Annotated in this window: 13 protein-coding genes and 1 pseudogene; 10 read left to right on the top strand and 4 right to left on the bottom strand. The window is 65.3% G+C overall.

Features of this window, described 5'->3' with window-relative positions; all coding sequences use genetic code 11:
- Positions 1 to 375: 375 nt before the first annotated feature.
- Positions 376 to 2,190: a GspE/PulE family protein gene (locus ACCQ00_RS20435; RefSeq protein WP_039583926.1), complete on the bottom strand. Its 1,815-nt coding sequence runs from the start codon at positions 2,188 to 2,190 to the stop codon at positions 376 to 378.
- Positions 2,191 to 2,280: 90 nt separating this feature from the next.
- On the opposite strand from ACCQ00_RS20435, the gene glyQ reads away from it, so the two are divergent.
- The 3 genes from glyQ (at position 2,281) to ACCQ00_RS20420 (ending at position 7,217) form a co-directional block, all read left to right on the top strand.
- Positions 2,281 to 3,189 (top strand): glycine--tRNA ligase subunit alpha, encoded by a 909-nt coding sequence (gene glyQ, locus ACCQ00_RS20430; protein ID WP_017156064.1) that lies wholly within the window; start codon positions 2,281 to 2,283, stop codon positions 3,187 to 3,189.
- A 201-nt stretch (positions 3,190 to 3,390) separates the two neighbouring features.
- The gene (gene glyS, locus ACCQ00_RS20425; RefSeq protein ID WP_039567318.1) at positions 3,391 to 5,628 is read left to right on the top strand and encodes a glycine--tRNA ligase subunit beta; all 2,238 of its coding nucleotides are present in this window, start codon (positions 3,391 to 3,393) and stop codon (positions 5,626 to 5,628) included.
- Entirely contained in the window at positions 5,628 to 7,217 is a 1,590-nt protein-coding gene (locus ACCQ00_RS20420) for a tetratricopeptide repeat-containing sulfotransferase family protein (RefSeq protein WP_039583924.1), read from the top strand. The genes glyS and ACCQ00_RS20420 overlap by 1 nt, the downstream gene beginning before the upstream one ends.
- 253 nt (positions 7,218 to 7,470) lie before the next feature.
- On the opposite strand, the pseudogene ACCQ00_RS20415 reads toward ACCQ00_RS20420, so the two are convergent.
- Positions 7,471 to 10,160: pseudogene (locus ACCQ00_RS20415) on the bottom strand (TonB-dependent receptor plug domain-containing protein).
- 230 nt (positions 10,161 to 10,390) lie between these two features.
- On the opposite strand from ACCQ00_RS20415, the gene ACCQ00_RS20410 reads away from it, so the two are divergent.
- The 5 genes from ACCQ00_RS20410 to ACCQ00_RS20390 all read left to right on the top strand — a co-directional run bounded on the left by ACCQ00_RS20410 (position 10,391) and on the right by ACCQ00_RS20390 (position 17,390).
- The gene (locus ACCQ00_RS20410) at positions 10,391 to 12,172 is read left to right on the top strand and encodes an autotransporter assembly complex protein TamA (protein WP_039567327.1); all 1,782 of its coding nucleotides are present in this window, start codon (positions 10,391 to 10,393) and stop codon (positions 12,170 to 12,172) included.
- Entirely contained in the window at positions 12,169 to 16,023 is a 3,855-nt protein-coding gene (locus tag ACCQ00_RS20405; RefSeq protein ID WP_372354016.1) for a translocation/assembly module TamB domain-containing protein, read from the top strand. Before ACCQ00_RS20410 ends, ACCQ00_RS20405 begins: the two co-directional genes overlap by 4 nt.
- Positions 16,024 to 16,294: 271 nt before the next feature.
- Positions 16,295 to 16,723, top strand: coding sequence for a hypothetical protein (locus tag ACCQ00_RS20400; RefSeq protein ID WP_039567305.1), 429 nt, complete (start codon positions 16,295 to 16,297; stop codon positions 16,721 to 16,723).
- 9 nt (positions 16,724 to 16,732) lie between these two features.
- On the top strand, positions 16,733 to 17,182 hold the full coding sequence (locus ACCQ00_RS20395) for a type II 3-dehydroquinate dehydratase (RefSeq protein WP_039567302.1): 450 nt from the start codon (positions 16,733 to 16,735) through the stop codon (positions 17,180 to 17,182).
- A complete protein-coding gene (locus ACCQ00_RS20390; RefSeq protein WP_005914565.1) occupies positions 17,163 to 17,390 on the top strand; it encodes a hypothetical protein in 228 nt (75 codons plus the stop codon). The genes ACCQ00_RS20395 and ACCQ00_RS20390 overlap by 20 nt, the downstream gene beginning before the upstream one ends.
- A gap of 322 nt (positions 17,391 to 17,712) precedes the next feature.
- Here the strand turns inward: ACCQ00_RS20390 and ACCQ00_RS20385 are convergent, their stop codons facing one another.
- On the bottom strand, positions 17,713 to 19,443 hold the full coding sequence (locus ACCQ00_RS20385) for an outer membrane protein assembly factor BamB family protein (RefSeq protein WP_039567299.1): 1,731 nt from the start codon (positions 19,441 to 19,443) through the stop codon (positions 17,713 to 17,715).
- Positions 19,444 to 20,268: 825 nt separating this feature from the next.
- Complete coding sequence (locus tag ACCQ00_RS20380) at positions 20,269 to 20,853, bottom strand: gluconokinase (protein WP_039567297.1); 585 nt, start codon at positions 20,851 to 20,853, stop codon at positions 20,269 to 20,271.
- Positions 20,854 to 21,009: 156 nt separating this feature from the next.
- Here ACCQ00_RS20380 and ACCQ00_RS20375 point away from each other — a divergent pair, with 156 nt between their 5' ends.
- Together ACCQ00_RS20375 and ACCQ00_RS20370 are read left to right on the top strand one after the other, a co-directional pair.
- Positions 21,010 to 22,392, top strand: coding sequence for an MFS transporter (locus ACCQ00_RS20375; RefSeq protein ID WP_039567294.1), 1,383 nt, complete (start codon positions 21,010 to 21,012; stop codon positions 22,390 to 22,392).
- Positions 22,393 to 22,394: 2 nt separating this feature from the next.
- The gene (locus tag ACCQ00_RS20370; RefSeq protein WP_039567292.1) at positions 22,395 to 24,794 is read left to right on the top strand and encodes a GH36-type glycosyl hydrolase domain-containing protein; all 2,400 of its coding nucleotides are present in this window, start codon (positions 22,395 to 22,397) and stop codon (positions 24,792 to 24,794) included.
- Positions 24,795 to 24,799 lie beyond the last annotated feature (5 nt).

The raw sequence follows: 24,799 nt of genomic DNA, 5'->3' as shown, positions 1-24,799 counted from the left end.
AAAGATCAAGCTGCGGGCCAGATGGCGTCCGCACCATGACGGCATGAGCGCCGAGTTGCACTGGTGCGGCAACATCGAGCGCGTGCGGCACGCAGTTGCGGCCGGGTGCGGGTGCGTCGGTCGCCGTCATGGCGATCGAGCGCTTGGCGTACGAAACGGCGTGGAAAACGGACGTGTGTCTGCGTGCGTGCCCACCGACAACGTGCCTGAGCGAACGGGCGATCGGCAGGGATCGGTCCCACCGTGCGCAAAAAATTTTCTACGCAATCCCCCGCCCCTCGATGCCTTGCGGCCTCGGGAATCCCCCCGATCATGCACGCGCGTGCCGGCCGCCAACCACGCCAAGCGGCGTGCTCACCAGCACGGAGGATCCGCTCACTCCCGCGGCGGCAACACCGACAGCACTTCCTCGATGGTGGTCAGCCCGGCGGCGACCTTCTCCAGGCCGGTGCGGCGCAGCGTGCGCAGGCCTTCGCCGCGGGCCGCCTGGCTGAAGCTGGCAAGTTCCGTGTCCGGGCGGATCAGGGTACGCAGGCGCGGGGTGACCGGCAGCAGTTCGTACAGGCCTACCCGGCCCAGGTAGCCGGTGCGGCGGCATTCCAGGCAACCGACCGGAGCGTGCACGTTGAGCGTCTCCGGCAGCGCTTCGCCCGGTTCGCGAATCGCCGCCCAGTCGGCGTCGCTGAGCGTGTGCGGGCGCTTGCAGTGCACGCACAGCGTGCGCACCAGCCGCTGCGCCAGTACGCCGTTGAGGGTGGAGGCCACCAGGTAATGCGGCACGCCCAGATCGAGCAAGCGGGTGATCGCCGAGGCGGCGTCGTTGGTGTGCAGCGTGGACAGCACCAGATGCCCGGTGAGCGAAGCCTGCACCGCCATCTGTGCGGTTTCCAGGTCGCGGATTTCGCCGATCATGATGATGTCCGGGTCCTGGCGCAGCAGCGTGCGCACGCCGCTGGCGAAATCCAGGTCGATGTTCTGCTGCACCTGCATCTGGTTGAATTCCGGCGCGATCATCTCGATCGGGTCTTCCACGCTGCACACGTTCACGTCCGGCGTGGCCAGGCGCTTGAGCGTGGAATACAGCGTGGTGGTCTTGCCCGAGCCGGTCGGGCCGGTGACCAGCACGATGCCGTGCGGTCGCTCGACCAGCGCGTTCCAGCCGGCGGCTTCTTCGGGGCTGAAACCGAGCTGCTCGATGCTCTTGAACGCCGAATCCGGGTCGAAGATACGCATCACGCACTTTTCGCCGAACGCGGTGGGCATCGTGGACAGGCGCATTTCCACTTCGCGCCCGCCCGGCGAGCGGGTCTTGATGCGGCCGTCCTGCGGGCGGCGGCGTTCGGCCAGGTCCATGCGGCCGAGCACCTTGATGCGGCTGACCACGGCGGTCATCACCGACGGCGGCACTTCCAGCACCTTGTGCAGCACCCCGTCGATGCGAAAGCGCATACGCCCGGCCTCGCGCCGCGGTTCCAGATGGATGTCGCTGGCCCGCTGTTCGTAGGCGTATTGCAGCAGCCAGTCGACGATGTGCACGATGTGGTGGTCGTCGGCATTGACGTCGCCCGCGCGGCCCAGTTCCACCAGCTGTTCGAAGCTGGGCAGGCCGGCATTGGGTTCGGTGCTGCGCGCATCGCTGCGCGCGCCGCGCACCGATTGGGTCACGCCGAAGAACTCCATCGTGTAGCGATGCAGGTCCAGCGGGTTGATCAGTGCCAGCTCGATGCGGCGCCGGCTCAGGTGTTGCACGTCGGCCAGCCACTCCAGCGCCAGCGGCTCGCTGGTGGCGATCAGCACGCGCTCGGCATCCAGCGCCAGCGGCAGGATGCGATGGCGTCGCGCATACGCATGCGAGACCACGCCGGTGACGGCGGCCACATCGATGCGGGTGGGGTCGATGCGCAGATAGCGCAGCCCGGTGCGGGTGGCCAGCCATTCGGTCAGCCGTTCCAGGCCCAGCTCGCCGGCCGGCGGCTGGGCGGCATGCAATTTCAGATTGGCCAGCAGCACCAGCGGATGCACATCGCTGGCGGTGCGCGCGCCGCCAGCGGAGAACTGCACGCGCTCGTGTTCGTGCGGTACCACCATGCCGTCGGCCAGCAGGGCCGCGGCGACCGGGTCGAACATCAGCCGGCCGCCCGGCAGCAGTGCCACGGCGTTGTCCGGATCGGCGGTGCGCCGCTGTTCCATGCGTGTTCTTCCCCAGCAGCGGTGCTGCGCGGCAAAGCGCCGCGGGTCGGCCGGTATACTAGCGCACCCCTCCCGTACGGCCCTTGCTGCATGTCCGATTCCCGGCGCGTTCCAATCACTTTCCAGGGCCTGATCCAGACCCTCAACCAGTACTGGGCCGAGCAAGGCTGCGTGCTGATCCAGCCGCTGGACCTGGAAGTGGGTGCGGGCACGTTCCACCCTGCCACCTTCCTGCGCGCGCTGGGACCGGAGCCGTGGAATGCGGCCTACGTGCAGCCCTCGCGCCGCCCCACCGACGGCCGCTACGGCGAAAATCCCAACCGCCTGCAGCGTTATTACCAGTACCAGGTGGCGATGAAGCCCAACCCGGACAACATCCAGGACCTGTACCTGGGCTCGTTGAAGGCGCTGGGCATCGACCCGTTGGTGCACGACCTGCGCTTTGTCGAAGACAACTGGGAATCGCCCACGCTCGGCGCCTGGGGCCTGGGCTGGGAGGTCTGGCTCAACGGCATGGAAGTCACCCAGTTCACCTACTTCCAGCAGGCCGGCGGGCTGGAGTGCAAGCCGGTGCTGGGCGAGATCACCTACGGGCTGGAACGGCTGTGCATGTACTTGCAGAGCTGCGACAACGTCTACGAGCTGGTGTGGACCTACGGCCCGGACGGCGCCGCAGTGACCTACGGCGATGTGTACCACCAGAACGAGGTGGAGCAGAGCACCTACAACTTCGAACACGCCAACGTGGCCGAGCTGTTCCATCGCTTCGACGCCTGCGAAGCCGAAGCCAGGCACCTGGTCGAGGTCGGCCTGCCGCTGCCGGCGTACGAGCAGGTCACCAAGGCCAGCCATGCCTTCAACCTGCTGGATGCGCGCCGCGCGATCAGCGTCACCGAACGCCAGCGCTACATCCTGCGCGTGCGCGCGCTGGCGCAGGGCGTGGCGCAGGCGTACTACGCGCAGCGCGAGAAGCTGGGGTTTCCTGGTGTCAAACGCTGATGCCGGCGCCTTGCTGATGCAATGCCCTTCCCCCGCATGCGGGGGAAGGTGCCCGAAGGGCGGATGGGGGCGGTACGCCATCCGACCTGGCACCACCCTCATCCGGCGCTGCGCGCCACCTTCTCCCGCCAGCGGGAGAAGCACATCCTCCAGTCACCTTCGTCCGTTGACGGCAGAAGGAACAAGCAAGGTCCACCTGACATGAGCGAACACTTTCCCCTGCTGATCGAACTGGGTACCGAAGAGCTGCCGGTCAAGGCGCTGCCGGGCCTGGCGCAGGCCTTTTTCGATGGCGTGCTGAGCGGTCTGGAAAAGCGAGGCGTTGCCATCACCCGCGGCGATGCCAAGCCGTTGTCCACGCCACGCCGGCTGGCGGTGCTGTTGCCGGGCGTGGCCACCGAGCAGCCGGAGCAGCGCTCCGAAGTGCTGGGGCCGTATCTCAACATCGCCCTCGACGCCGAGGGCAAGCCGACCAGGGCGCTGGCCGGTTTCGCCGCCAAGGCCGGGATCGACTGGACCGCGCTGGAGCGCACCAGCGATGCCAAGGGCGAGCGCTTCGTGCATCGCGCGGTGACGCCTGGCGCGCGCACGGCCGAGCTGTTGCCGGAGATCCTGCGCGAGGCCATCGCCGCGATGCCGATCCCCAAGCCGATGCGCTGGGGCGCGCACGAATATGCCTTTGCACGGCCGGTGCAGTGGCTGGTGCTGTTGTTCGGCAGCGAAGTGATTCCGGCCGAATTGCTGGGCGTGCGCGGCGATCGCATCACGCGCGGGCATCGCTTCATGCATGAGGGCGCGGTGTCGCTGGCGGCGCCCGGCGAGTACATCGATGCGCTGCGCAGCGCGCATGTGCTGGTGGATCCGGACGCGCGCCGTGCCCGCATCGTCGACGAAGTGCAGGCGGCCGCCACGCAGGCCGGCGGCAGCGCACGCATCAGCGACGACAACCTGGAGCAGGTGGTCAACCTGGTCGAATGGCCGGCGGCAGTGCTGTGCAGTTTCGAACGCGATTTCCTGGCGGTGCCGCAGGAAGCGTTGATCGAAACCATGGAGATCAACCAGAAATTCTTCCCGGTGCTGGATGACGGCGGCAAGCTCACCGAGCAGTTCATCGGCATCGCCAACATCCAATCCAAGGACGTGGCCGAAGTGGCCAAGGGCTACGAGCGCGTCATCCGCCCGCGTTTTGCCGACGCCAAGTTCTTCTTCGACGAAGACCTCAAGCAGGGGCTGCAGGCGATGGGCGAGGGACTGGCGAGCGTGACCTACCAGGCTAAGCTGGGCACGGTGGCCGACAAGGTCGCGCGCGTGGCGGCGCTGGCCGAGGCGATCGCACCGCAGGTCGGTGCCGACCCGGTGCAGGCGCGTCGCGCCGCGGAACTGGCCAAGAACGACCTGCAATCGCGCATGGTCAACGAATTCCCGGAATTGCAGGGCATTGCCGGCCGCCATTACGCCAAGGCCGCCGGCGAGCCCAGCGAAATCTCGCTGGCCATCGACGAGGCCTACCAGCCGCGGTTCGCCGGCGACGACATCGCGCTCTCGCCGTTGGGCAAGGTGCTGGCGATTGCCGAGCGGCTGGATACCTTGGCCGGTGGGTTTGCGGCGGGGTTGAAGCCGACCGGCAACAAGGATCCGTTTGCGCTGCGGCGGAATGCGTTGGGGTTGGCGCGGACGGTGATCGAGAGTGGGTTTGATCTGGATGTGCGCGGCGCACTGGCTGCCGCTGTCCATTCTTCCAGTACTGCGATCTTGTTTACCAAGGCAGCCAAGCAACAAGCTGACGCCGCCGTTGCCGAAGGTAAGGGTGTCAAAGTTGCAGAGGTACAGGTTGGGGGCGGTCACATGGCAAATGACCACGAAATCGCGGACGAAATCTTCGACTTCATCCTCGACCGCCTACGCGGCTACTACGCAGACAAAGGCGTCCCTGCCACGCACTTCAATGCCGTCGCAGCCTTGTTCTCCGCCGCGCCCGAAGGCGCTCCTGCACCGCACGGCGTAGGAGCGCATCTGGGCGCGACCCACGGCTCCCTCTACGACTTCGACCGCCGCATCGATGCCATCGGCATCTTCGCCCAGCTGCCCGAGGCCGAGGCGCTGGCCGCAGCCAACAAGCGCATCCGCAATATCCTGCGCAAGGTCGAGGGCGAGATCCCCGGCGACATCGACACAAGCTTGCTGCGCGAACCGGCCGAAGAAGCGCTGGCCGAAGCGGTGGAAGCGGCCATTGGCGACACCGGCGATGCCTTGCATCGTCACGACTACGTTGCCGTGCTCGCACGCCTGGCGCGCCTGCGCCCACAGGTGGATGCGTTCTTCGACGGCGTGATGGTCAATGCCGAAGACCCGCAGCTGCGCGCCAACCGCCTGGCGCTGCTCAAGAAGCTCGGCGAGCGTCTCGGCAGCGTGGCTGCCATCGAGCATCTGTCCAGCTGATGTCCAGGCCGGCGGGCGCGCTGCACTGGCAGACCGCCCAGGCCGCGCTGGCGCGGCGCGATCTTGGCGTGGCAGCGTCTGCACTGCAGGCGCTGCTGGAGGCCGAACCGACGCATGTGGCTGCACGCGTGTTGCTGGCCGGCACCGTGTTGGCCAACGGCCGCATGCGCGACGCGGTGACTCAGCTGCAGCTGGCCGCCCGCGATGTAGGCGACGACGTGGCGATGCGTTGCCGTGTGGCGCAGGCCTTGTTGCGCGTGGGCGAACATCGCGTGCTGCACGCGTTGCTACGGCATCCCTCGGTGATGCAGTGCCGCGACGGCGCGACCTTGGCCTTGCTTGCCCACGTGCACCAATCCCTGGGCGAACACGTCGAGGCATTGGCGATGATGCAGCGCGCGCAGGCGTGCGGATTCGATGGCCCGGACTTCCGGTTTTTTCTTGCCGTGCAACTGCAGTTCAACGGTCGCCTGGATGACGCCGCGCAGGCGCTGGAGCAGACCCTGGCGCTGTCGCCCGGCTACGGCCGTGCAGCGCTCACGCGTGCGCGGCTGCGCCGCCAGACCCCCGGCAGCAACCATGTCGCGCCATTACGTCAGCAATTGCAGCTCGCCAAACCCGACAGTGAAGATCGCGCCGGGCTGGCCTTTGCGTTGTACAAGGAGCTGGAAGACCTTGGCGACACCGCTGCCGCCTGGGACGCGCTGCAGCACGGCAATGCGGTGATGCATGCACGTCTGCGCCACGATGCCGATGCCGAAGCCGCGCTGTACGCGCAACTGGGTGCGTTGGCTGCGCGGGGTGTGTTCGCAGCGCAGCAGGCCGATAACGTGCAGGGTCCGCAGCCGATTTTCGTGCTCGGCCTGCCGCGTTCGGGCACCACGGTGCTGGAGCGCATGCTGGGCAATCATTCGCAGATCGTGTCGGCCGGCGAGTTGAACGACTTCGGTCATCAGCTGCGCTGGGGCGCCGACCAGGCCGGCCGCAGTCTGCTCGACGCGCAGTTGCTGCAGGCGCTGCCCACGCTGGATTACGCACAGGTCGGCGCGCGGTATCTGCAACAGACCCAGTGGCGTGCCGGAGCGGCGCGCTGGTATATCGATAAATTGCCGGCCAATGCGGTGGCGATCGGCGCGATTGCGCGCGCACTGCCGGGCGCGCTGATCGTGCACCTGGTGCGCGAGCCGATGGCGGTATGTTTTTCCAATTACCGCGCGCTGTTCGGCGATTCGTATGCCTACAGCTACGACCTGCACACGTTGGCACGTCACTATCAGGCGTATCACGGTTTGATGGCGCAATGGCGCGCGGCATTGCCGGGCCGGGTGATCGATGTGGACTACGCGCAGATGGTGCGCGATCCCTCCACGGTACTGCAGCAGCTGATGGCACATTGCGGGCTGGACGTCGAGCCGGGGCAGATCGACATCACGCGCAATGCCGCAGCGTCTGCCACGCTGAGCAGCGTGCAGGTGCGCGAGGGCGTGCACAGCCGCAACGTGGAGGAATGGCGCCGCTATGCAGTCCAGCTGGAGCCTTTGCGGCAGGCGTTGTCGCAGGCGGGCCTGCTCGATGCTGGCGTGCATTGACAGCGGCCATTAGGTCTTGGGCGGCGCACCAGGCGCGCTGCGAGCACGTTTCATCGGCCTCCAGTTCGATGCGCACCGAAGCACTCGCCCCGATGGACGGCGGTTGCGCCAGCCGGGTCTGCTTGCGCAACGCCATCACTGCATGCTCTGGCCTGCAGGCGGGCAACACTGCCGCAGCTGCCTCGCAAGTCCAAAAACGCCAGCGGCAGCCATGTTGGCTGCCGCTGGAGATACGCATGCACAGTGCAGTGAATCAATGCGCGCCGAAGCGCCAGTTCAATTCCAGCATGTAGGCGCGGCCGTAGCCGGTGTAGTTGAAGATGTTGTAGTACGGGTAGCTGGTGTAGGTGCGGTCACGCGGCGGGCGTGTATTGGCGATATTGTTGACCGTTGCCGTCAGCGAGATATCGTCGCTGATCGCGTAGTCCAGCGTTGCATTGAACGTGGTCCACGCGCCGACCTTGCGTGCTCCTTCCACTGCGTAGCCGTCGGTACTCTGCTGCGACAGAAAGTTCGGGGTGCGGCCGTAGCGCTGGCCGAACAAGGTGGTCGTCCACGCATCCTTCTGCCAGGTGACCGAGGCATTGGCGATGGTGCGAAACTCGGAGGAGAAGAACGGTTCGCTGAGCAGGTCGCGTACCGGGTCCTGCGGGAATTGCTGGCTTTCGTGCTTGAGGGTCACGTTGTACTGCGCGTCGAACACGAACAGGCCCCAGGATTCGGTCGCCAGGTTGTACGTCGCCTTGGTGAGCACACCGGAGATTTCCTCGTTGGAAATATTCACCGGATTGATGCGGATGCTACTCAGGCGATTGGGCACCGGTGCATCGGGCCCGGTCCGATCGATCCGCGAAAGCGCGTCCACGCAGGTAGGCGAATTGATGTCCAGGCTGCCCAGGCGGCACGCCGATTCGGTTTGCAGCAGATTGTCGGTGCTCAGATCGCTGACCTTCTGGTCGATCTTGATGTTGTAGTAGTCGGCATTGACGCTGAAGCGTGCGCTTGGGGACCACACCACGCCGGCGCCCCAGGACTTGGCCGTGATCGACTTCAGATCGCGATTGCCGGCGCGGCGTCCTGAAATCGTGGTGCCAGCGTAGGTGCAATCGGCGATCGGCACGCCCGGTTCTTCCACCGCGCAACGGTAGTAATCGTTGACGCCCTGGAAGAAGCCGCTGTCGCCGGCAAAGCTGAAGGCCATGTCCGGCGCCTTGAAGGCGGTGGCGTAGTTGCCGCGGAACAACAGCGAGTCGATCGGGCGGAATTCCAGTGCCGCCTTGTAGGTGAATTTGGAATCCCCACCGCCTCCCTGGTTCTTGTAGTCGTCGTAGCGACCAGACAGGTTGGCGGTCAATGTGCTCAGGATCGGGATCCGCGTTTCAAAGGCTGCCGCCCAGTTGTCGCGCTTGCCACTGCCTTGGGTGCCGGTCAGCTGGTAGAAGTCGCCGGCGATGACGCGCGGGTCGGTCGGGTTGGTCCAGTACTGATTGCCTGCCTGCAACACGCCGGCGATGCCCACAGCGCCGGCAGGCAGGTTGAACAATTCGGTATTGGTCAGCTGCAGGTTGACGTTCTGGGTCCAGGTTCTGGACTTGGTACGGATTTCGTCGTTGAAGCTGCGGTACTGCGCCGGCGTCAATGCGCGATAGAAGTTGGCATCGTTGGGCGAGTAGATCGGGTAGCCGTAATACTCGCCCTGCGGTGCGCCAAGGAATTGTTCGCGGAAGAAGTCTTCGATGCGATCGGCCAGCGGCCATTGCTGGCGGCTGTCGATGCGGTATTCCGAACGGGCGTAATAGGCGTCGTAGGTCCAGTTGCTGGCGCCCAGGCCGCCCTTCAGGCCAATTGCGATGTTGTAGGAATCGGCGGTCTGGCGCTGATTGTTGAAATTCAGATTGCCGGTTTCTTCCGGCGCAAAGATGCGCTGATAGCTTTCCAGCTGCTGGCTGTCCTGGTTGTAGAACAGACCGCCGGTGTCAGAAGAGGACTGCCAGAACTGCGAGCCACTGTTGACTTCGACCTTGGTGCGGTTGAGCAGCAGGGTCGAATACAGTTCGGCATTGTCGTTGAATGCATAGCTCAGGTTGGCGTAGCCGCTGGCGCTGCGCTCCTTGTTGAGGATGCTGGCATAGCCAGGCTCGGCACGACTGCTGCAGAAATTGCCACGGTTGGCACGGTTGTCGTATTGCACCGAGCCGTTGAACAGCGCGCCCAGCGCGGCGCAGTTGTCGGAACCGGGGTCGATGTAGGTGCGCGGTGTGTTGTGCAGCGCGATGCGCGAGCCGTAGCGCAGGGTCGGGTCCGGGTTGTCGTTGGTGGAATCGAAATCGCGCCGCTGAAAACCGTAGATCGGGTCCTGATTATTGAGCTGCAGCCCCACACGATATTGGCGCCGCCGATCTGGTTGCCGCCAGTGAGCTGAAAGCGTTGGTTGTTGCCGCCGCCACCATCGTAGGTGCCCATGCGGTAGTTCATCTGCACGCCGTCCATGCGCTTTTTCAGGATGATGTTGACCACCCCGGCAATCGCGCTGGAACCGTAGATCGAGGACTGGTTGCCGGGCGCCACATCGATACGCTCGACCATGCCGACCGGCACGCTGGCCAGATCGACGAAGTTGCTTTGGCCGTTGTAGAGCAGCGGGTAGTCGGCCATTGGCCGGCCATCGATCAGCACCAGGGTGAAGCCGGGATCCAGCCCGAGCAGGCTCAACGACTTGGCGCCCGGAGTAAAGCCGCCGCTGAACTGACTGTCCTGCACGGAGCCAGTGGCCATCGGCTGCGAGCGCAGCACGTCGTAGACGTCCTTGAAGCCGCGGCGCTGGATGTCCTGGGCAGTGATCGAAAACACCGGGGTCGCGGTTTCGATCTGGGAGCGGGGGATCAACGAACCTGTCACGGTGACCTTGTCCAATTGGGTCACGTCACCTTGGTCCTGCGCCATCGCAAGCGATGGCATCGTTAAGGCGGTGCATACGGCGGTAACCAGCAGACGACGCTTCATGAAACGAACCTCTCTCTCAAGGTGTAAACGGGCAAGCAGCAATTGGGGGGCCGCTCGCAATCAGTGCCAACGAAACGTTAACAACACGCCGAATGTAACCACGTCACCCGTATAGTCGGGTTTGCTTAGATTTTTTGTCCCTTCACGCCGAGGCTGGGTATCCTTTGATGATGCTTAAAGTCGCGTTTGCTCTTTCCTTGCTGTGCACCCTGTTCGTTCCGCTGCAAGCGGTTGCTCGGGCAACCATCGATAAGATCGAAATCAAGGGCTTGGATGGCGGCGGCGACGCCGAGATGATCGAGAACATCCAGGTCTCCCTGTCTCTGTATGAGGCCGTGGGCAAGGAGCAGGGCGAGTCGCGTCTGGAATATCTGTTGGCACAGGCCGAGCGGCAAACGCGTGAGGCGTTGGAGCCGTTTGGCTACTACTCGCCAACCATTACGCTGGCCGCACCGCGCGCCGGCGACAAGGTGACCGTGGTGATCACGGTGGATCGCGGCGAGCCGGTGCGGGTACGCACCTCGCATATCTCCATCACCGGCTGGGCCGAGCAGGACCGCTACCTGGGCCAGGACCTCAAGCAGTTCGAGCCGCGCGAGGGCCAGGTCTTCAGCCATCCGCAGTACGAAGCCAGCAAGGTGCGCATCACCCGGCGCCTGGCCGAGCGTGGTTACTTCGATGCCGACTTCACCCAGCGCCGCGTTGCGATCACGCGTGCCGAGCATGCGGCCGACATCGATCTGAACTGGGACAGCGGTCGCCGCTACGACATGGGCAAGGTGCGCTTCGACTACGACTACTTCCGCGACGGCCTGTTCGACCCGCTGGTGTACTGGGAAGAGGGCAGCTACTACCACGAAGGCAAGCTGGACCGATTGCGCGAGTCGCTGACCAAGCTGGATTACTTCAGCACCATCGACATCCAGCCCAAGCCCGAAGAAGCCGACGACCAGGGCCGCGTGCCGGTGGACGTCAAACTTACCCGCGCCAAGCGCACGGTCTACACCGCCGGCCTGAGCTACGGCAGCGAGAGCGGCGCCGGTGTGCGCGGTGGCGTGGAGCGGCGCTATGTGAACGCGCGCGGCCACAAGATGGACACGCAGCTGGACTACGCACAGAACCGCAAGAGCCTGACCACCAGCTACCGCGTGCCGGCGTTCCGTTGGCTGGATGGCTGGTACACCGCCTCGGCGCGGCTGTACGACGAGCAGACCGAGTACATCGACCTGCGCAACGTCAAACTCACCGGCAGCCGCAGCGGCCAGATCAACGAGCGCTGGAGCGCGATCGCCTCGATCAACGCCTTGCGCGAGCGTTGGCGTTTCAGCAGCGGCGACGATTTCGAAGGCGCGGTGTACGAGACCTCCACACTGATCTATCCGCAACTGCAGGCCAACTACGTCAATGTCGACGACCGGCTGTTTCCGCGCAGTGGCGTGTCGGCGCAGATGTTCATTCGCGGCGGCGCCGAGGGTGCCGGCTCCGATACCAACTTCGGCCAGCTGTATGGCCAGCTGCGCTGGTTTCTGGGTGCTGGCGACAATGGCCGGTTGATCCTGCGCGGCGAAGGCGGCACCACCTGGACCAGCGATCTGGTGGCGATGCCGCCGAGCCTGCGCTTCTTCGCCGGTGGCGCCAACAGCATTCGCGGTTATGCGTTCCGCGAAGTCGGCCCGCGCACGCCCAAGCCGGACGAATTCGCGCTGGGTGCCAAGAACGTGGCCACCGCCAGTGCCGAATACGAGCATTACCTCAAGGGCGGCCCCTGGGGCGGGGCGGTGTTCGTCGATGGCGGCAGCGCCTTCGATGACCGGCCCGACTGGCATACCGGTGTCGGCTTCGGCCTGCGTTGGCGCTCGCCGGTGGGCCCGGTGCGCGTGGATATCGCGCATGGCTTGAACGACCCCGACTCGCAGTTTCAGCTCTACATCGACATCGGGGCCAACCTGTGAGCACGCCCACGCCGCCCTCCGCGCCGCGCCGCGCACGCTTCTATCGCCGGCGCCGCTTCTGGGTGGGCTCGGGCCTGACCGTGCTCGGGCTGGTGCTGCTGGCCTTGATCGCGATCTACTGGCTGCTGCAGACCGTGGCCGGGCGCGATGTGTTGCTGGCGCAGGTCACCGCGCGCCTGCCGGTGGGCGCCACCTTTACCTACGGCACCGTCGAAGGCCCGGTGGCCGGCCCACTGACCCTGCGCAATGTCGACTTCAAGTATCAGGACATCCACTTCACTGCAGAACGGGTGTATCTGGAGCCGGACCTGCGCCCGTTGCTGGGGCGCAAGCTGCAGCTGGACGCGGTGCAAGTGAGCAATGCCACGTTGAACCTGGGCAAGAGCGAGGAACCGTTCACCCTGCCCAGCTGGCCCGAGTCGCTGCCGCAGATCAACGTGCCGCTGGCGATCCAGGCCGACAAGATCGATGTGCAGAACCTGCGCATCACCCAGCTGCAGCAGCCGATGATCGTGCTGCACACCGTGCAGGGCGGGCTCGAGGTCGCCACCGGCGAGCTGCGCACGCGTGACCTGGTGATCGACACCGACATGGGCGACTTCCGCCTGCACGGCGATTACCTGCCCAACGACGACTACCGCGCCGACCTGACCGCCACTGCCGTGCTACCGGCCGCACGCGGGCGCACCCCGGCCAGCCTGGGGCTGGTGGCCCGCGGGGATCTGGACAAGATGGAAGTGGCCATTGCCGGCCGGGCGCCGGCGCCGCTGCAGGCCAGCCTGGTGTTCACCGGTCGCGACGACCCGACCTGGGCGTTCAAGGCGGTGACCGAGGCGCTGGATACCTCGCTGTTGATTCCGGCTGCGCAGGGGCAAGCCAACCCGCCTGCCACGCCGATCGCGCTGAACCTGGAAGCCTCCGGCAAGGGCGGCAACGCCGATCTGCACGGCAGCATCAAGCAAGGCGAACTCAGCGCGACGCTGCAACCCTCGCATGTCCGCCTGGCCGAGCAGGTCCTCACCGTCGAACCGTTGGTGATCGACACCTTCGAAGGCCGCACGCAACTGCGCGGCACCGCCGATTTCCGCAATACCCAGAATCCGAGTTTCCGCTTTGCGGTCAACGCCAGCGGCCTGCGTTTCACTCCGGCCGCGGATCCGGCCACGCCGGACGCGCCGCTGGTGCCGGTGGAGTTGAAAGACGCACGCCTGGGCGTGGCCGGTACCTTGAAGGCCTGGGCTGCGATCGGCCACGCCGCGCTGGAGCGCGATGGCCAGCAGGCCGAGCTGGTCTTCGACAGCCGTGGCAACGACCAACGTGCACAGCTCAAGCAGGTGCAGGCGAAAACGCCGGGCTGTGCGCTGGATCTCACCGGTGAAGTGGCCTGGGCGCCGGAGCTGCAATGGGATGTCAGCGCGCAACTGGCCAAGTTCGACCCGGGCTATTTCGCGCCGGGCTGGAACGGCAACCTGTCCGGCAAGATCGCCTCCAAGGGGCGGCAATTGCCGGCTCCTGCCGGCGGTGTCTCGCCGGGGTTCGAGGCCACTGCGGACGTTCCCAGCCTGGCCGGCCAGCTGCGTCAACGCGCGCTGTCGGCCAACGGCAAGTTCGCGTTGCGCGGCGAACAGGGCGAAGGCGAGCTGCAACTGGCGCTGGGCAATAGCCGCATCACCGCCAAGAGCAAGGTGGGCGACCAGCTCGATATCGCCGCGCAGCTGCAGCCGTTGCAACTGGACGATGTCTTGCCTGGTGCCACCGGCGTCGTGCGTGGGCAGCTGCAGGTCAGCGGCAAGCGCGACGCACCCGACATCACCGCCGACATTGCCGGCAACGGCCTGCGCTGGGACACCTATAGCGCCCAGAGCATCAGCCTGCGCGGCCAGCTGCCGTGGCGCGGCAGCGATGGCCAACTGGCCTTGCAAGGTACCGCCATCGAAGCCGGTGTGGTGCTCGACAGCGTGCGCGTGCAAGCGCGCGGCGCGGTGGAGGCCCTGCGGCTGGATGCGGACATCGCCAACAGCATGGCGACTGTCGCCCTGCAGGGCGATGTGCGTCGCAACGGCGAGCGGTGGCAGGGTCAGCTCGCGACCTTGCGCATTGCCCCAGCCAAGGGCGATGCCTGGGCACTGCGCCAGCCGGCGCAGTTCGGCACCGATGGCGCGGCGTTTACCTTGTCCGACACCTGCCTGGGTGCGGCCACCGGCGGCGCGCTGTGCGCCAGCGCCAACTGGCCGCGCGAGGGCATGGTGGTGCATGGCGACGCGCTGCCGCTGTCGCTGGTGCAGCCGTGGCTGCCCAAGCAGGAAGGTCGGCAGATCTATCTGCGTGGCGAGCTGTCGCTGGACGGTAGCTTCAAGCCGCGCGGCAACGCCTGGGAAGGCAGCCTGCGCATCGCCTCGCCCGAAGGCGGCATTCGTTTGGGCGAAAGCCGCTACGCCGCAGTGGCCGGCAATCCCAATCGCGGCGAGTTGCTGCGCTACGACCAATTCAGCGTGCAGGCCGATTTCAGCCAGCAACAGATCCAGGGCAAGCTCGGTATCGGCTTCCAGGGCGCCGGCTTTGTCGATGCCAAGTTCAATACCGGCTGGGATGCGTACGCGCCGCTCAACGGCGAGCTGTATCTGAATATGTCGCGGCTGTACTGGCTGGAGCTGGTGATTGCCGACGTGGTGCGGCCGAAGGGGCTGGTCGAAGGCCACGTGAGCCTGCGCGGCACCCGCGACAAACCGCTGCTCGGCGGCGACGCCACTCTGAGCGATTTCACCGCCGAATATCCGTCGATGGGTTTGACGCTGAGCGAGGGCAAGGGCCGCTTCGATGCGCTGCCGGATGGCTCGGCCAAGATCACCGCCTCGGCCAAGTCCGGCCCCGGCACGCTCACCGTCGATGGCGGGTTGTCGTGGTTCGGGACCAGCACGCCGTTGCTGCTCAATATCCGCGGCGACAACGTGCTGGCCTACAACACCAGCGAGTTGCGCATCATTGCCAATCCGGACATGCAGTTCGGCATTAGCGACAACACCATGCAGTTGCGCGGCAAGGTCACCGTGCCCGAAGCGGACATCGACCTGGAACGCCTGGACCGTGGCACCTCGGTGTCCGAAGACGTGGTGGTGCTGGACCCGGTGGACCCGGAACAGACGCCCGCATCGCCATTGGATATGGACCTGGCGATCGTGCTCGGCGACAAGGTCAACATGAGCGGCTTCGGCCTCAAGGGCGGGCTGAGCGGGCAGATGCAGATCCGTGCGCGCCCGGGCCGCGAAATGACCGCCAATGGCGGGCTGGATGTGCGTGGGCGCTACAAGGCCTATGGCCAGGACCTGACCATCACCCGTGGCCAGCTGACCTGGAACAACAACATCGTCTCCGACCCACGCGTGAGCCTGCGCGCCGAACGCAAGATCGGCGATGTCACCGCCGGCATCGATGTCAGCGGCCGCGCCGAATCGCCGCGTGCCGATGTGTGGTCGGAACCGGCGATGTCGCAATCCGAAGCGCTGTCGTACCTGGTGCTCGGCCGCGGCCTGTCCACCGCCAGCAGCGACGAAACCCAACAGGTCAGCGCCGCCTCGGCCGCACTGTCGGCCGGCAGCAGCCTGATCGCCTCGCAGATCGGCGCCAAGCTCGGCCTGGACGACGCCGGCGTCAGCCAATCCAGCACGTTGGGCTCGGTCGTCGGTTTCGGCAAATATCTCTCGCCCAAACTCTACGTTGGCTACGGCGTGTCGATGGTCGGCGGCGGCTCGGTACTGACGCTGAAATACCTGCTCAGCCGCGGCTTCGACATCGAAGCCGAATCCAGCACCATCGAGACCAAGGGGTCGGTGAACTGGCGGCGGGAGAAGTAGGCGGCTTCGCGCTGGCAGAAACTGCTGGTCGTTCTGCTGCGTCTGCGGCCGTTAGCGTGCAGCGCTTGTTGCATGGATAGACGATTAAGCCAGCTGCATTTGCTTTACTTGCGCTGTGCATCGGCATCGATGGCGCGTTGGATTGTTTCGACTGATGGAAAACGCGCCATTACGCACTCTTTATGCACGCGCACTGGCGTGCGAATAGCGCCTTTATGCCCGCCAGTCCTACCTTGGCACTCCCGCACAGCAGTGCGTTGAGCCAAACACGATGTGTATCCTGATTTTGCGCGGCCCTCGGGCCGATCCGGCGCCGTTGATGCCGATGCCATTGCCTGCGTGTGCCGGGCGTGCGTTGCGCACGTTGGCGTGTGCCGATGTGGATAGCTTGATCGCCGAATTGCATGCGGCCGGTGGCGATGCCGAGGTGGAGCTGGTGTTGCTGGATTCGGGCGATCTGCCGTTGTCCGAGCGCAGTTGCGCGCGCGTCTTGCGCGCTGCCGTGGACGCGTTGCCCACGCCGTATATCGAGCTGCATTCCGATGCGGCGCAGGAGTTGGAGCCGTGGCTGCATGCGCAGCATGCGCCGTTGGCGGTGGTGATTGCCCCGCACGATGCGCCGCGTGCATATGCGATGTCGCTCGGCATTGCCGCGCGGTGTCTGGGGCCGATGCACGCGCCGCTGCGCGTTGCTGCCTGAGGAGGCGCGATGTCGATCATGATCATGCGTGGGCCGGAGGCGGCGATGCCGCTGGTGCGTGGGCCGCAGCCGTTGCCGCGCGCCGTCATTCGCCAATTGGTGGCGTGTGCCGGGGACGCGGGCAAGACGGTGGCATTGCGTGCCTGTGGCTCGGAACAGGAACTGCTGGATGCGCTGCGTGTGGCCGGCCAGGCGCGGATGGAGATCGCGCTGATCGATCCGGGCAGTTGCGTGGACAGTGCGCGGTTGCATCGCGCGCTGAGCGAACTGCCTTACCCCTATGTCGAAACGCACGACGACAGCGTGGACCGTCCGGAACGCTGCCTGCCGCACGGTCTGGGGCAGTGCATCGCCACGGTGCGTGGGTATTGTGCGCAGAGCTATCTGCTGGGGCTGGAGATCGCGCTGGAACATCTGGGCTGCACGGAGATTCAAGGCGATGTCCACGTCGGGACCTGAGCGGCGCCAGCTGCATTACTTCGCCGATTACGAGGGCTACTGCGACGGTCGGCCGGTGCTGTGGGGGCAACTGGCACACAGCGTGGACGTACCAGCCGATGGCGAACTGGACGCAGCCGCGCTGGTGCGCGCACTGCGCCGGCGTGCGGCCGAGGCGCACGGCCTGGAAGCGGGGCAGATTCGCTTATGCCAGGTCACGCGACTGTAGTTGCGAGCCTGGAGCAGAAAAAGCTACGCGCACCGACAGGCGCGCGCAGCGTGCTCGGCCAGCATGTGCCACGCGGGCACGCGGTTCCAAGCGCGCCATTGGCGCCGGCCAGATGGCGGCTGGCTGTCGGTGGGTCGCCACGTTGCGTTCAGCGCGAGGACGTCTGTTGATCGCTGTAGATGATGCGTTGCCGCGTTGCCGCCGACTGCGTGGCACGCCTGCAGTTGCACCTGAGCAACGGCAGCGCCCACGAAGACACCGCCGCCCGAAGGCGGCGGTGTCGTGCTGACAGGAACCGGTTATGGCCGCCTGCAGATCCTGCTTACTTGGCTGCTGCGTTATCCGGCACGAACTTGGTCAGCTGGTTGGCTATTGCTGCGACACCGAAGTTGTTTCGCGCATAGCCGGAGCCCCAGTACAGCGCACCGTTCACGATTGCCGGCGCGCTCATCACCGAGCCACTGGCCTTGTAGTTCCACAAGGTGGCACCGGTATCGCTGTCCAGGGCAACCATATTGCCTGCCATCGATCCGGCGAACAGCAGGTTAGGTGAGACGGAGATCGGACCCTGCGCGCCGGCCGGCACCGTCGGATTGACGGGGTTGATTCCCGGTGCCTTCACTTGCCACAGGATCTTGCCGGTACCCGCATCCAGTGCCGCCCACGAACCGGCGTTGTGGCTGACGGTGTTGTCTGGGCCCAGCGTGTAGGTGGTGTTAAGGTTATTGTTGATGCCGACATAGATGCGCGACTTGTAGGGATCAAACGCGGCGCCCCACTCGATACCACCGGTGGTGCCGCCCGGACCAACTTGGGTGGACCATACCTTGGCACCGGTCTTGGCGTCGAAGGCCCAATAGATGCCACTCTTCTGTCCGGCGCCGACCAGTTGTTGCAGCTTGCCGTTGCGCGGCACCGCAAACAGTTGCACGCCCGCACCGCCAAAGTCGTAATCGGGGCCGGTTAGGTTGGTTGCCTGGGTGTTCGGGCACAGGCCATTGGTCGGGGCAAGGATGCACGACAGATTCCAGGCATCGTAGCCCTGGTTGCGGTTGGCCCAGACCAGCTTGCCGGTGTCCAGATTGAGCGAAATCACCGAATCGACGTAGTTGTCCGGTGCCATGCAGTTGAGTTCATCCTCGACGGTCAAATCACCGCCGCGATAGGAGCGCGCATTGGACACGCAGTTACCGACGCTGGCGGGAATGTTGTAGTTGTTGCCGGTGCCGAAATAGATGCGGCGCGCGATCGGGTCCACCGCGACCTGGCCCCATGTCGATGCACCCGTATAGCCTTCGGGCGCGTTGTAGAACTGCCAAACCTTCTTGCCGGTGTTCACGTCCAGCGCCACCACACTGCCGCGGAATGAGAACCGATGGGTGGGATCGAGACTTTCATAATCCCTGGAGGACACCCCCAGGTACACGCGGTTGCCGTACACCACCGGGGACGAGGTGATCTGTGCCTGTGGATTGGTCTCTACCTCGCTCTTCCACAACAACTTGCCGGTTTTTTTGTCCAAGGCCAGCACGGTGCCGCCGGCCATGTCGCCCAGGATGATGCTCTTGGGGGTGATGGCAGGCGTGGTACGCGAGAGCGAATTGCTCTTGTTCGTATAGTCCGACAGCTTGGCCTGCCAGTTCGGCTTGCCGGTTTGCGTGTCCACGCTATACAGCGTGCCGCCCCAGTCGGGCACGTACAGGGTGGCGCCTTCGATGCTGGGCGTGGCCGAGATGTCGCCGGTGGTGGTCAGCGTCCACGCCGGCTTGAGCGTCTTGGCAGTGGTGCGATTGATCTTCCATTCGCCCGGTGCGAAACGCGAGTTCAAGTAGCCGCCACCGGCCACGGTCCAGTTGCTGGGGCTGGCGAAGGGAAGGTCTTGACCGAAGCTGCGCCAGACCTGGCCGGAGCGTGCGAATGCCTCGGTATCCAGGGCCGATACCGGCTGCTGCGCGGTGGTGGCGCCAGACTGCGCGAAAGCCACGGCACTGACGAGCAGGCAAGGAACGAGCGTCAAACTGCGAAACCGCAAACGGCGTTTGGGATTGATCATCACGGCATGTCCTAGATGGAAGGAAGCGTTGGATCCCCCCGGATCTGCCGACGAACGATGGACGATTGACGTGACCGTGCAACACCTGCGCGGCGCTGCATTCAGACAGCGGTCGGGTCCGTTTGCATCTGGTGCGACCAGCTTGAAAAATTTGCGTTCAATCGGTTCGTTATTCGCACTAATCGTGATGATTCATCACTATTTCCCGTGTTGCGATAGAAAATTTGATTGATGCGGTCTTGAACCGAGATGCGCCGATGACGGCGGTTTGCAAGAAGTAACCAGGAGATATTGCGCAACCTTGTGTGGGTGCTTTGCCACGGATGGGCGCGATGGGGAAGTGCGCCAGGAACACCCGGTGCGCGATGTCGGCGGTCGATTGCCGCGTCCTGCGGTATGTAGCCAATGGGGCTGAGGGGCTCGGCGCTGTGGCCGATTGCGCTGCGCGTTGCGTGTCGTGCGGCGTGTGGAGGCGGCGAGATGAGCAGTGCGGGTGTGGTCGCACCCTCATCCGCCACTTCGGGGCACCTTCTCCCGGGGAGAAGGGAATGGCGCGTTGCCGATGCGGGCACCTTGCGGCGGCATACGGCCATGCGGATGCGCGCTGGATGCGCAGGCGAGCGCGACAGCAGGTGTTCGCGCTGCGCCGTGCGGGCATTGCCGCTGTGACTGCGCTCAGGCTGCGCGTCGCGCGATCGGGATGGGGCATCCATCCCGGCACGGAAGCAGCAGCCTCGCGATGCATGACGCATGACGCATGACGCATGACGCTCGACGGCCTAGACGACACCCACCGCGTGCCTCACGCAAATCGTCTGCGTACGCCTACACCCGCTCCGATGCGCGCGATGCATGTTGCACTGCAGCGGCATCGATCGCCGCCAATTGGGCGATCGCATCCTGCACGACCGCAGGCACGCTGGCATCCACGTCCACCGACACCACGTCCGCTTCGTCCAACGGCAGCTCCAGCGTCTGCAGCTGGCTGTCGAGCAACGTGGCTGGCATGAAGTGGCCTGCGCGGGTGCTCAGGCGTGCGGCGATCACGTGCGGGGCCGCATGCAGGAACACGAAGCGCATCGGCACGCCGCTGTTGCGCAGCAGCTGGCGATGCGCGCTGCGCAAACCGGAAAAGGCCAGCACCACCGATTCGCCGGCCTGTACGCAATCGCGCAGCGTGGCCGACAGCAGTTCGACCCACGGCAGGCGCATCGCGTCGGTGAGCGGTTGACCGGCTGCCATCTGCGCGCGTGCTGCCACGCTGTGGTAGTCGTCGGCATCCAGAAAACGGAAGCGGTAATGCGCTGCCAGCGCCTGTGCAATTGTGGTCTTGCCGCTGCCCGACACGCCCATCACCACGATGGCAAGCGGCGAAGCGGACGCGGGCGTGGCATGTGTGGCGGTGTCCATCACGTCAGGTTATATCTCTGGATCGATTCGGCATTCGAATGGATTTCACGTTGGCGACAGCCGACGCGTGGTGTAGCGTCGGCGCTCCTCGCCAGGTGCGCGGGCACCCAGCGTAACGGCGTGCTCGGCCGGGTACAACGCATTGAAGGTGTGTCGATGACGTCATCGCCCGCAACGTCTCCTGCATCGGCGCGCCTGCGCTGGCGCGAAAAGCTGGGCTATGGCGCCGGCGATCTGGGCCTGAATCTGTACTGGGCCAACATCTCGGCGTTCTTGCTGATCTTCTACACCGACACCATGCACCTGCCGGCGGCTGCAGTCGGCACCATGATCTTGTTGACCAAGATCGCCGATGCGATCGCCGACCCGGCGATGGGCGCACTGGCCGACCGCACGCGTAGCCGGCTTGGCAAGTTCCGCCCGTATCTGCTGTGGGGTGCGCTGCCGATGGCCGCTGCCGGCGTGCTTGCCTACACCACGCCGGATCTGGATCAACATGGGCGCATGTGGTGGGCCACGATCACCTTCCTGGTGATGATGCTGGCCTACACGATGGTGAGCATTCCGTACTCGGCATTATCCGGCGTGATCACCGCCGACAGCCAGCAGCGCACCGGCCTGATCAGCCTGCGTTTCATCGGTGCGTTCGCAGGGACCACCTTGGTCAACTACTTCACGATGGACCTGGTGCGCTGGTTCGGCGCAGGCAACGATGCGCTGGGATGGCAGCGCACGATGATGCTGTACGGGGCGGTGGCGCTGGCGTTGTTCGTCACCGTGGCGCTGACCACGCGCGAACGCGTGCAACCGCCGCCGCAACAACGCACACCGATTCGTCGCGACATCGCCGACCTGCTGCAGAACAAACCGTGGTGCGTACTCTTTGTGCTGTCGTTGATCATCATGATCACGATCACCATGCGCGGCGGTGCGGGCGTGTACTACCTCAAGTACTACGTACAACGCCCGGATCTGGTCGGCCTGTTTCTGGGCAGCTACTCGGTGGCCCTGGGCGTGGGTGCGGCCATCACGCCGCTGCTGACGCGGCGCTGGGACAAGCGCCAGCTGATGTTCTGGCTGATGGTGCTTGTCGGCCTGCTGAGTTGTGCGATGTTTTTCGTACCGGCCGATGCGGTGTGGGCGGTGTTCGTCTTGAACATGCTGATCGGCCTGGCGCTTGGGCCGAAATCGCCGTTGGCGTTTTCGATGTATGCCGATAGCGCCGACTACACCGAATGGCGCACCGGCCGCCGGGCCACGGCGATGACGTTCGCCGCTGCGACGTTTTCGCAAAAGCTCGGTGGGGCGTTGGCCTCGGCCGGCATTGCCTGGGTGCTGGCTGCAATGGGCTATGTCGCCAACACCGCGCAGTCCACCGGGTCGTTGACCGGCATCGTGCTGCTGCTGACAGTGATTCCGGGTGCGGTTGCGCTGTTGGCGGCCTGGACCATGCGTTTTTATCCGCTGGACGACGGACTGTTGAACCGCATCCAGCACGAACTGGCCGCGCGCAAGCGCGACGAACCGGAGCACCCCTGACCGTGTCTGCAACGCCCCACGCCTCGTCCGATGCGCTGTCCAGCTTGATGGCGCCCAGCGCCGATGGTGCGCGCTATACGCTCTACAGCCCCACCGCAATGCCCAATGCCGGCGGCTTCCTGTGGAACCGCCGCATGATGGTGCAGCTGACCTGCCGCGGTTATGCCACCGGCCAGTTCATGCAGCCGGAACCATCGAAATACGCGCATGCACCGATGCTGGAAGCGCGCAATTTCATGATGCCGGAGCAGCCGTACTACGCGCATCATCCCGGTCGGTTCTTTTATCTCAAGGACGAAGACACCGGCGCGTTGTATTCGGTGCCGCACGAACCGGTGCGCGCGCAGCCGCAGGCGTTCGAGTTCTCTGCCGGCAAGCACGATGTGCGCTGGCGGGTGCGCCATGACGACATCGTGGTGGAATTGTGCGTTTCCCTCCCCACCGACGATGCGGTGGAACTGTGGGAATGTCGTGTGCACAACGTGTCCGGGCGCGCGCGCAGGCTGAGCCTGTATGCCTATTTCCCGGTCGGCTACATGTCGTGGATGCATCAGTCCGGCGGTTACGAGCCGGGCTTGGGCGCAATTGTCTGCCGTAGCGTGGCGCCGTATCAGAAGGTGGATGACTACTTCCGCCAGCGCGATTTCAAGGATTGCACCTTCCTGCTGCACGAGCAGACGCCGGTGGCCTGGGACGCGCAGCAGATGGCATTCGAAGGCGAGGGTGGCCTGCACGCACCCTCGGCGGTGCAGGCCGAGCAGCTGGGCAACCACGATGCGCATTACGAAACGCCGGCCGCTGCGTTGCAATACCGGCTGACACTGGAAACCGAGGCGGCCAGCGTGTATCGCTTCGCATTCGGGCCGGCCAAGGACGATGCCGAAATTGCCGCATTGCGGACGCGCTATCTCTCCGAAGCCGGTTTCGCCCAGGCGGCGCGTGAATATGCGGACTATCTGCAGGCCGGCCGTGGCTGCGTGCAGATCGCCACACCCGACGCGGCGCTGGACAACATGGTCAACCACTGGTTGCCGCGCCAGGTGTTCTATCACGGCGACGTCAATCGCCTGACCACCGATCCGCAGACGCGCAATTATCTGCAGGACCACATGGGCATGGCCTACCTGCAGCCTGCCACCGCACGCGCGGCGCTGTTGCATGCCCTGTCGCAGCAGGAGCCCAGCGGCGCAATGCCGGACGGCATCCTGTTGGTGGAAGGCGCCGAGCTCAAATACATCAACCAGGTGCCGCATACCGACCACTGCGTGTGGTTGCCGATCTTCCTGAGCGCGTATCTGTCCGAGACCGGCGATATCAACATCCTGGAGGCGATCGTGCAAACCCATGACGGGCAGCGCCTGAGCGTGGCCGAGCGCCTGGACGCGGCCATGCAGTGGCTGCTGGACGCGCGCGATGCACGCGGGTTGAGCTTCATCGCCCAGGGTGACTGGAACGACCCGATGAACATGGTCGGCTGGCGCGGCAAGGGGGTGTCCGGCTGGCTGACCGTGGCCACCGCGTACGCGCTGCGGCTGTGGTCGGACATCTGCGCTGCGCACGGACGCAGCGCACAGGCCGACAGGTTTGGCGAGGCGGTGGGCGCGGTCAATGCCGATGCCAACCGTGAGCTATGGGACGGCAACTGGTACGCGCGCGGCATCACCGACGACGGGCTGCGCTTCGGCATCGCCGACGATGTGGAGGGGCGTATCTATCTCAATCCGCAGAGTTTCGCGCTGCTGGCCGGCACTGCCGATGCGCAGCAACGTGCGGCGCTGCTGGAGGCGGTGCGCGAGCAGCTGCACACGCCGTATGGCCCGGTGATGCTGGCGCCGGCGTATACGCACATGCGCGATGACGTGGGGCGGCTGACGCAGAAGTGGCCGGGCGCGGCGGAAAACGGCGCGGTGTACAACCACGCGGCGGCATTCTATTTGTACAGCCTGTACCAGATTGGCGAGGCCGACCGCGCCTGGGAGATCCTGCGCGCTTTGCTGCCGGGGCCAACCCGCGAGGATGTACTGCAACGCGGCCACCTGCCGGTGTCGTTGCCCAACTACTACCGTGGCGCGTGGCATCAATACCCGCGCACAGCCGGGCGCTCGAGCCAGCTGTTCAACACCGGCACGGTGGCGTGGGTGTATCGCTGCGTGCTGGAAGGCTTGTTCGGGTTGGTCGGGCAGGGCGATACGCTGGCGATCCGTCCGCAGCTGCCGTCGCACTGGCCGCACGCGCGTGCCAAGCGCCAGTTCCGTGGTGCGGACTTCGATGTCACGCTGACGCGCGAGCCGGGCCGCACCGCGATGGAGGTGCGGGTCGATGGCGAGCTCTGTCCGCAGCAGCGCATCGGCAACATTGCGCGCGGGCAGGTGTATCGGGTCGAGGTACGGCTGCCCGGATGACTCCG

The organism is Xanthomonas sp. NCPPB 3761 (assembly GCF_041475705.2).
Lineage (GTDB): Bacteria > Pseudomonadota > Gammaproteobacteria > Xanthomonadales > Xanthomonadaceae > Xanthomonas > Xanthomonas phaseoli.
This window is presented reverse-complemented; position numbering and strand designations above follow the sequence as displayed.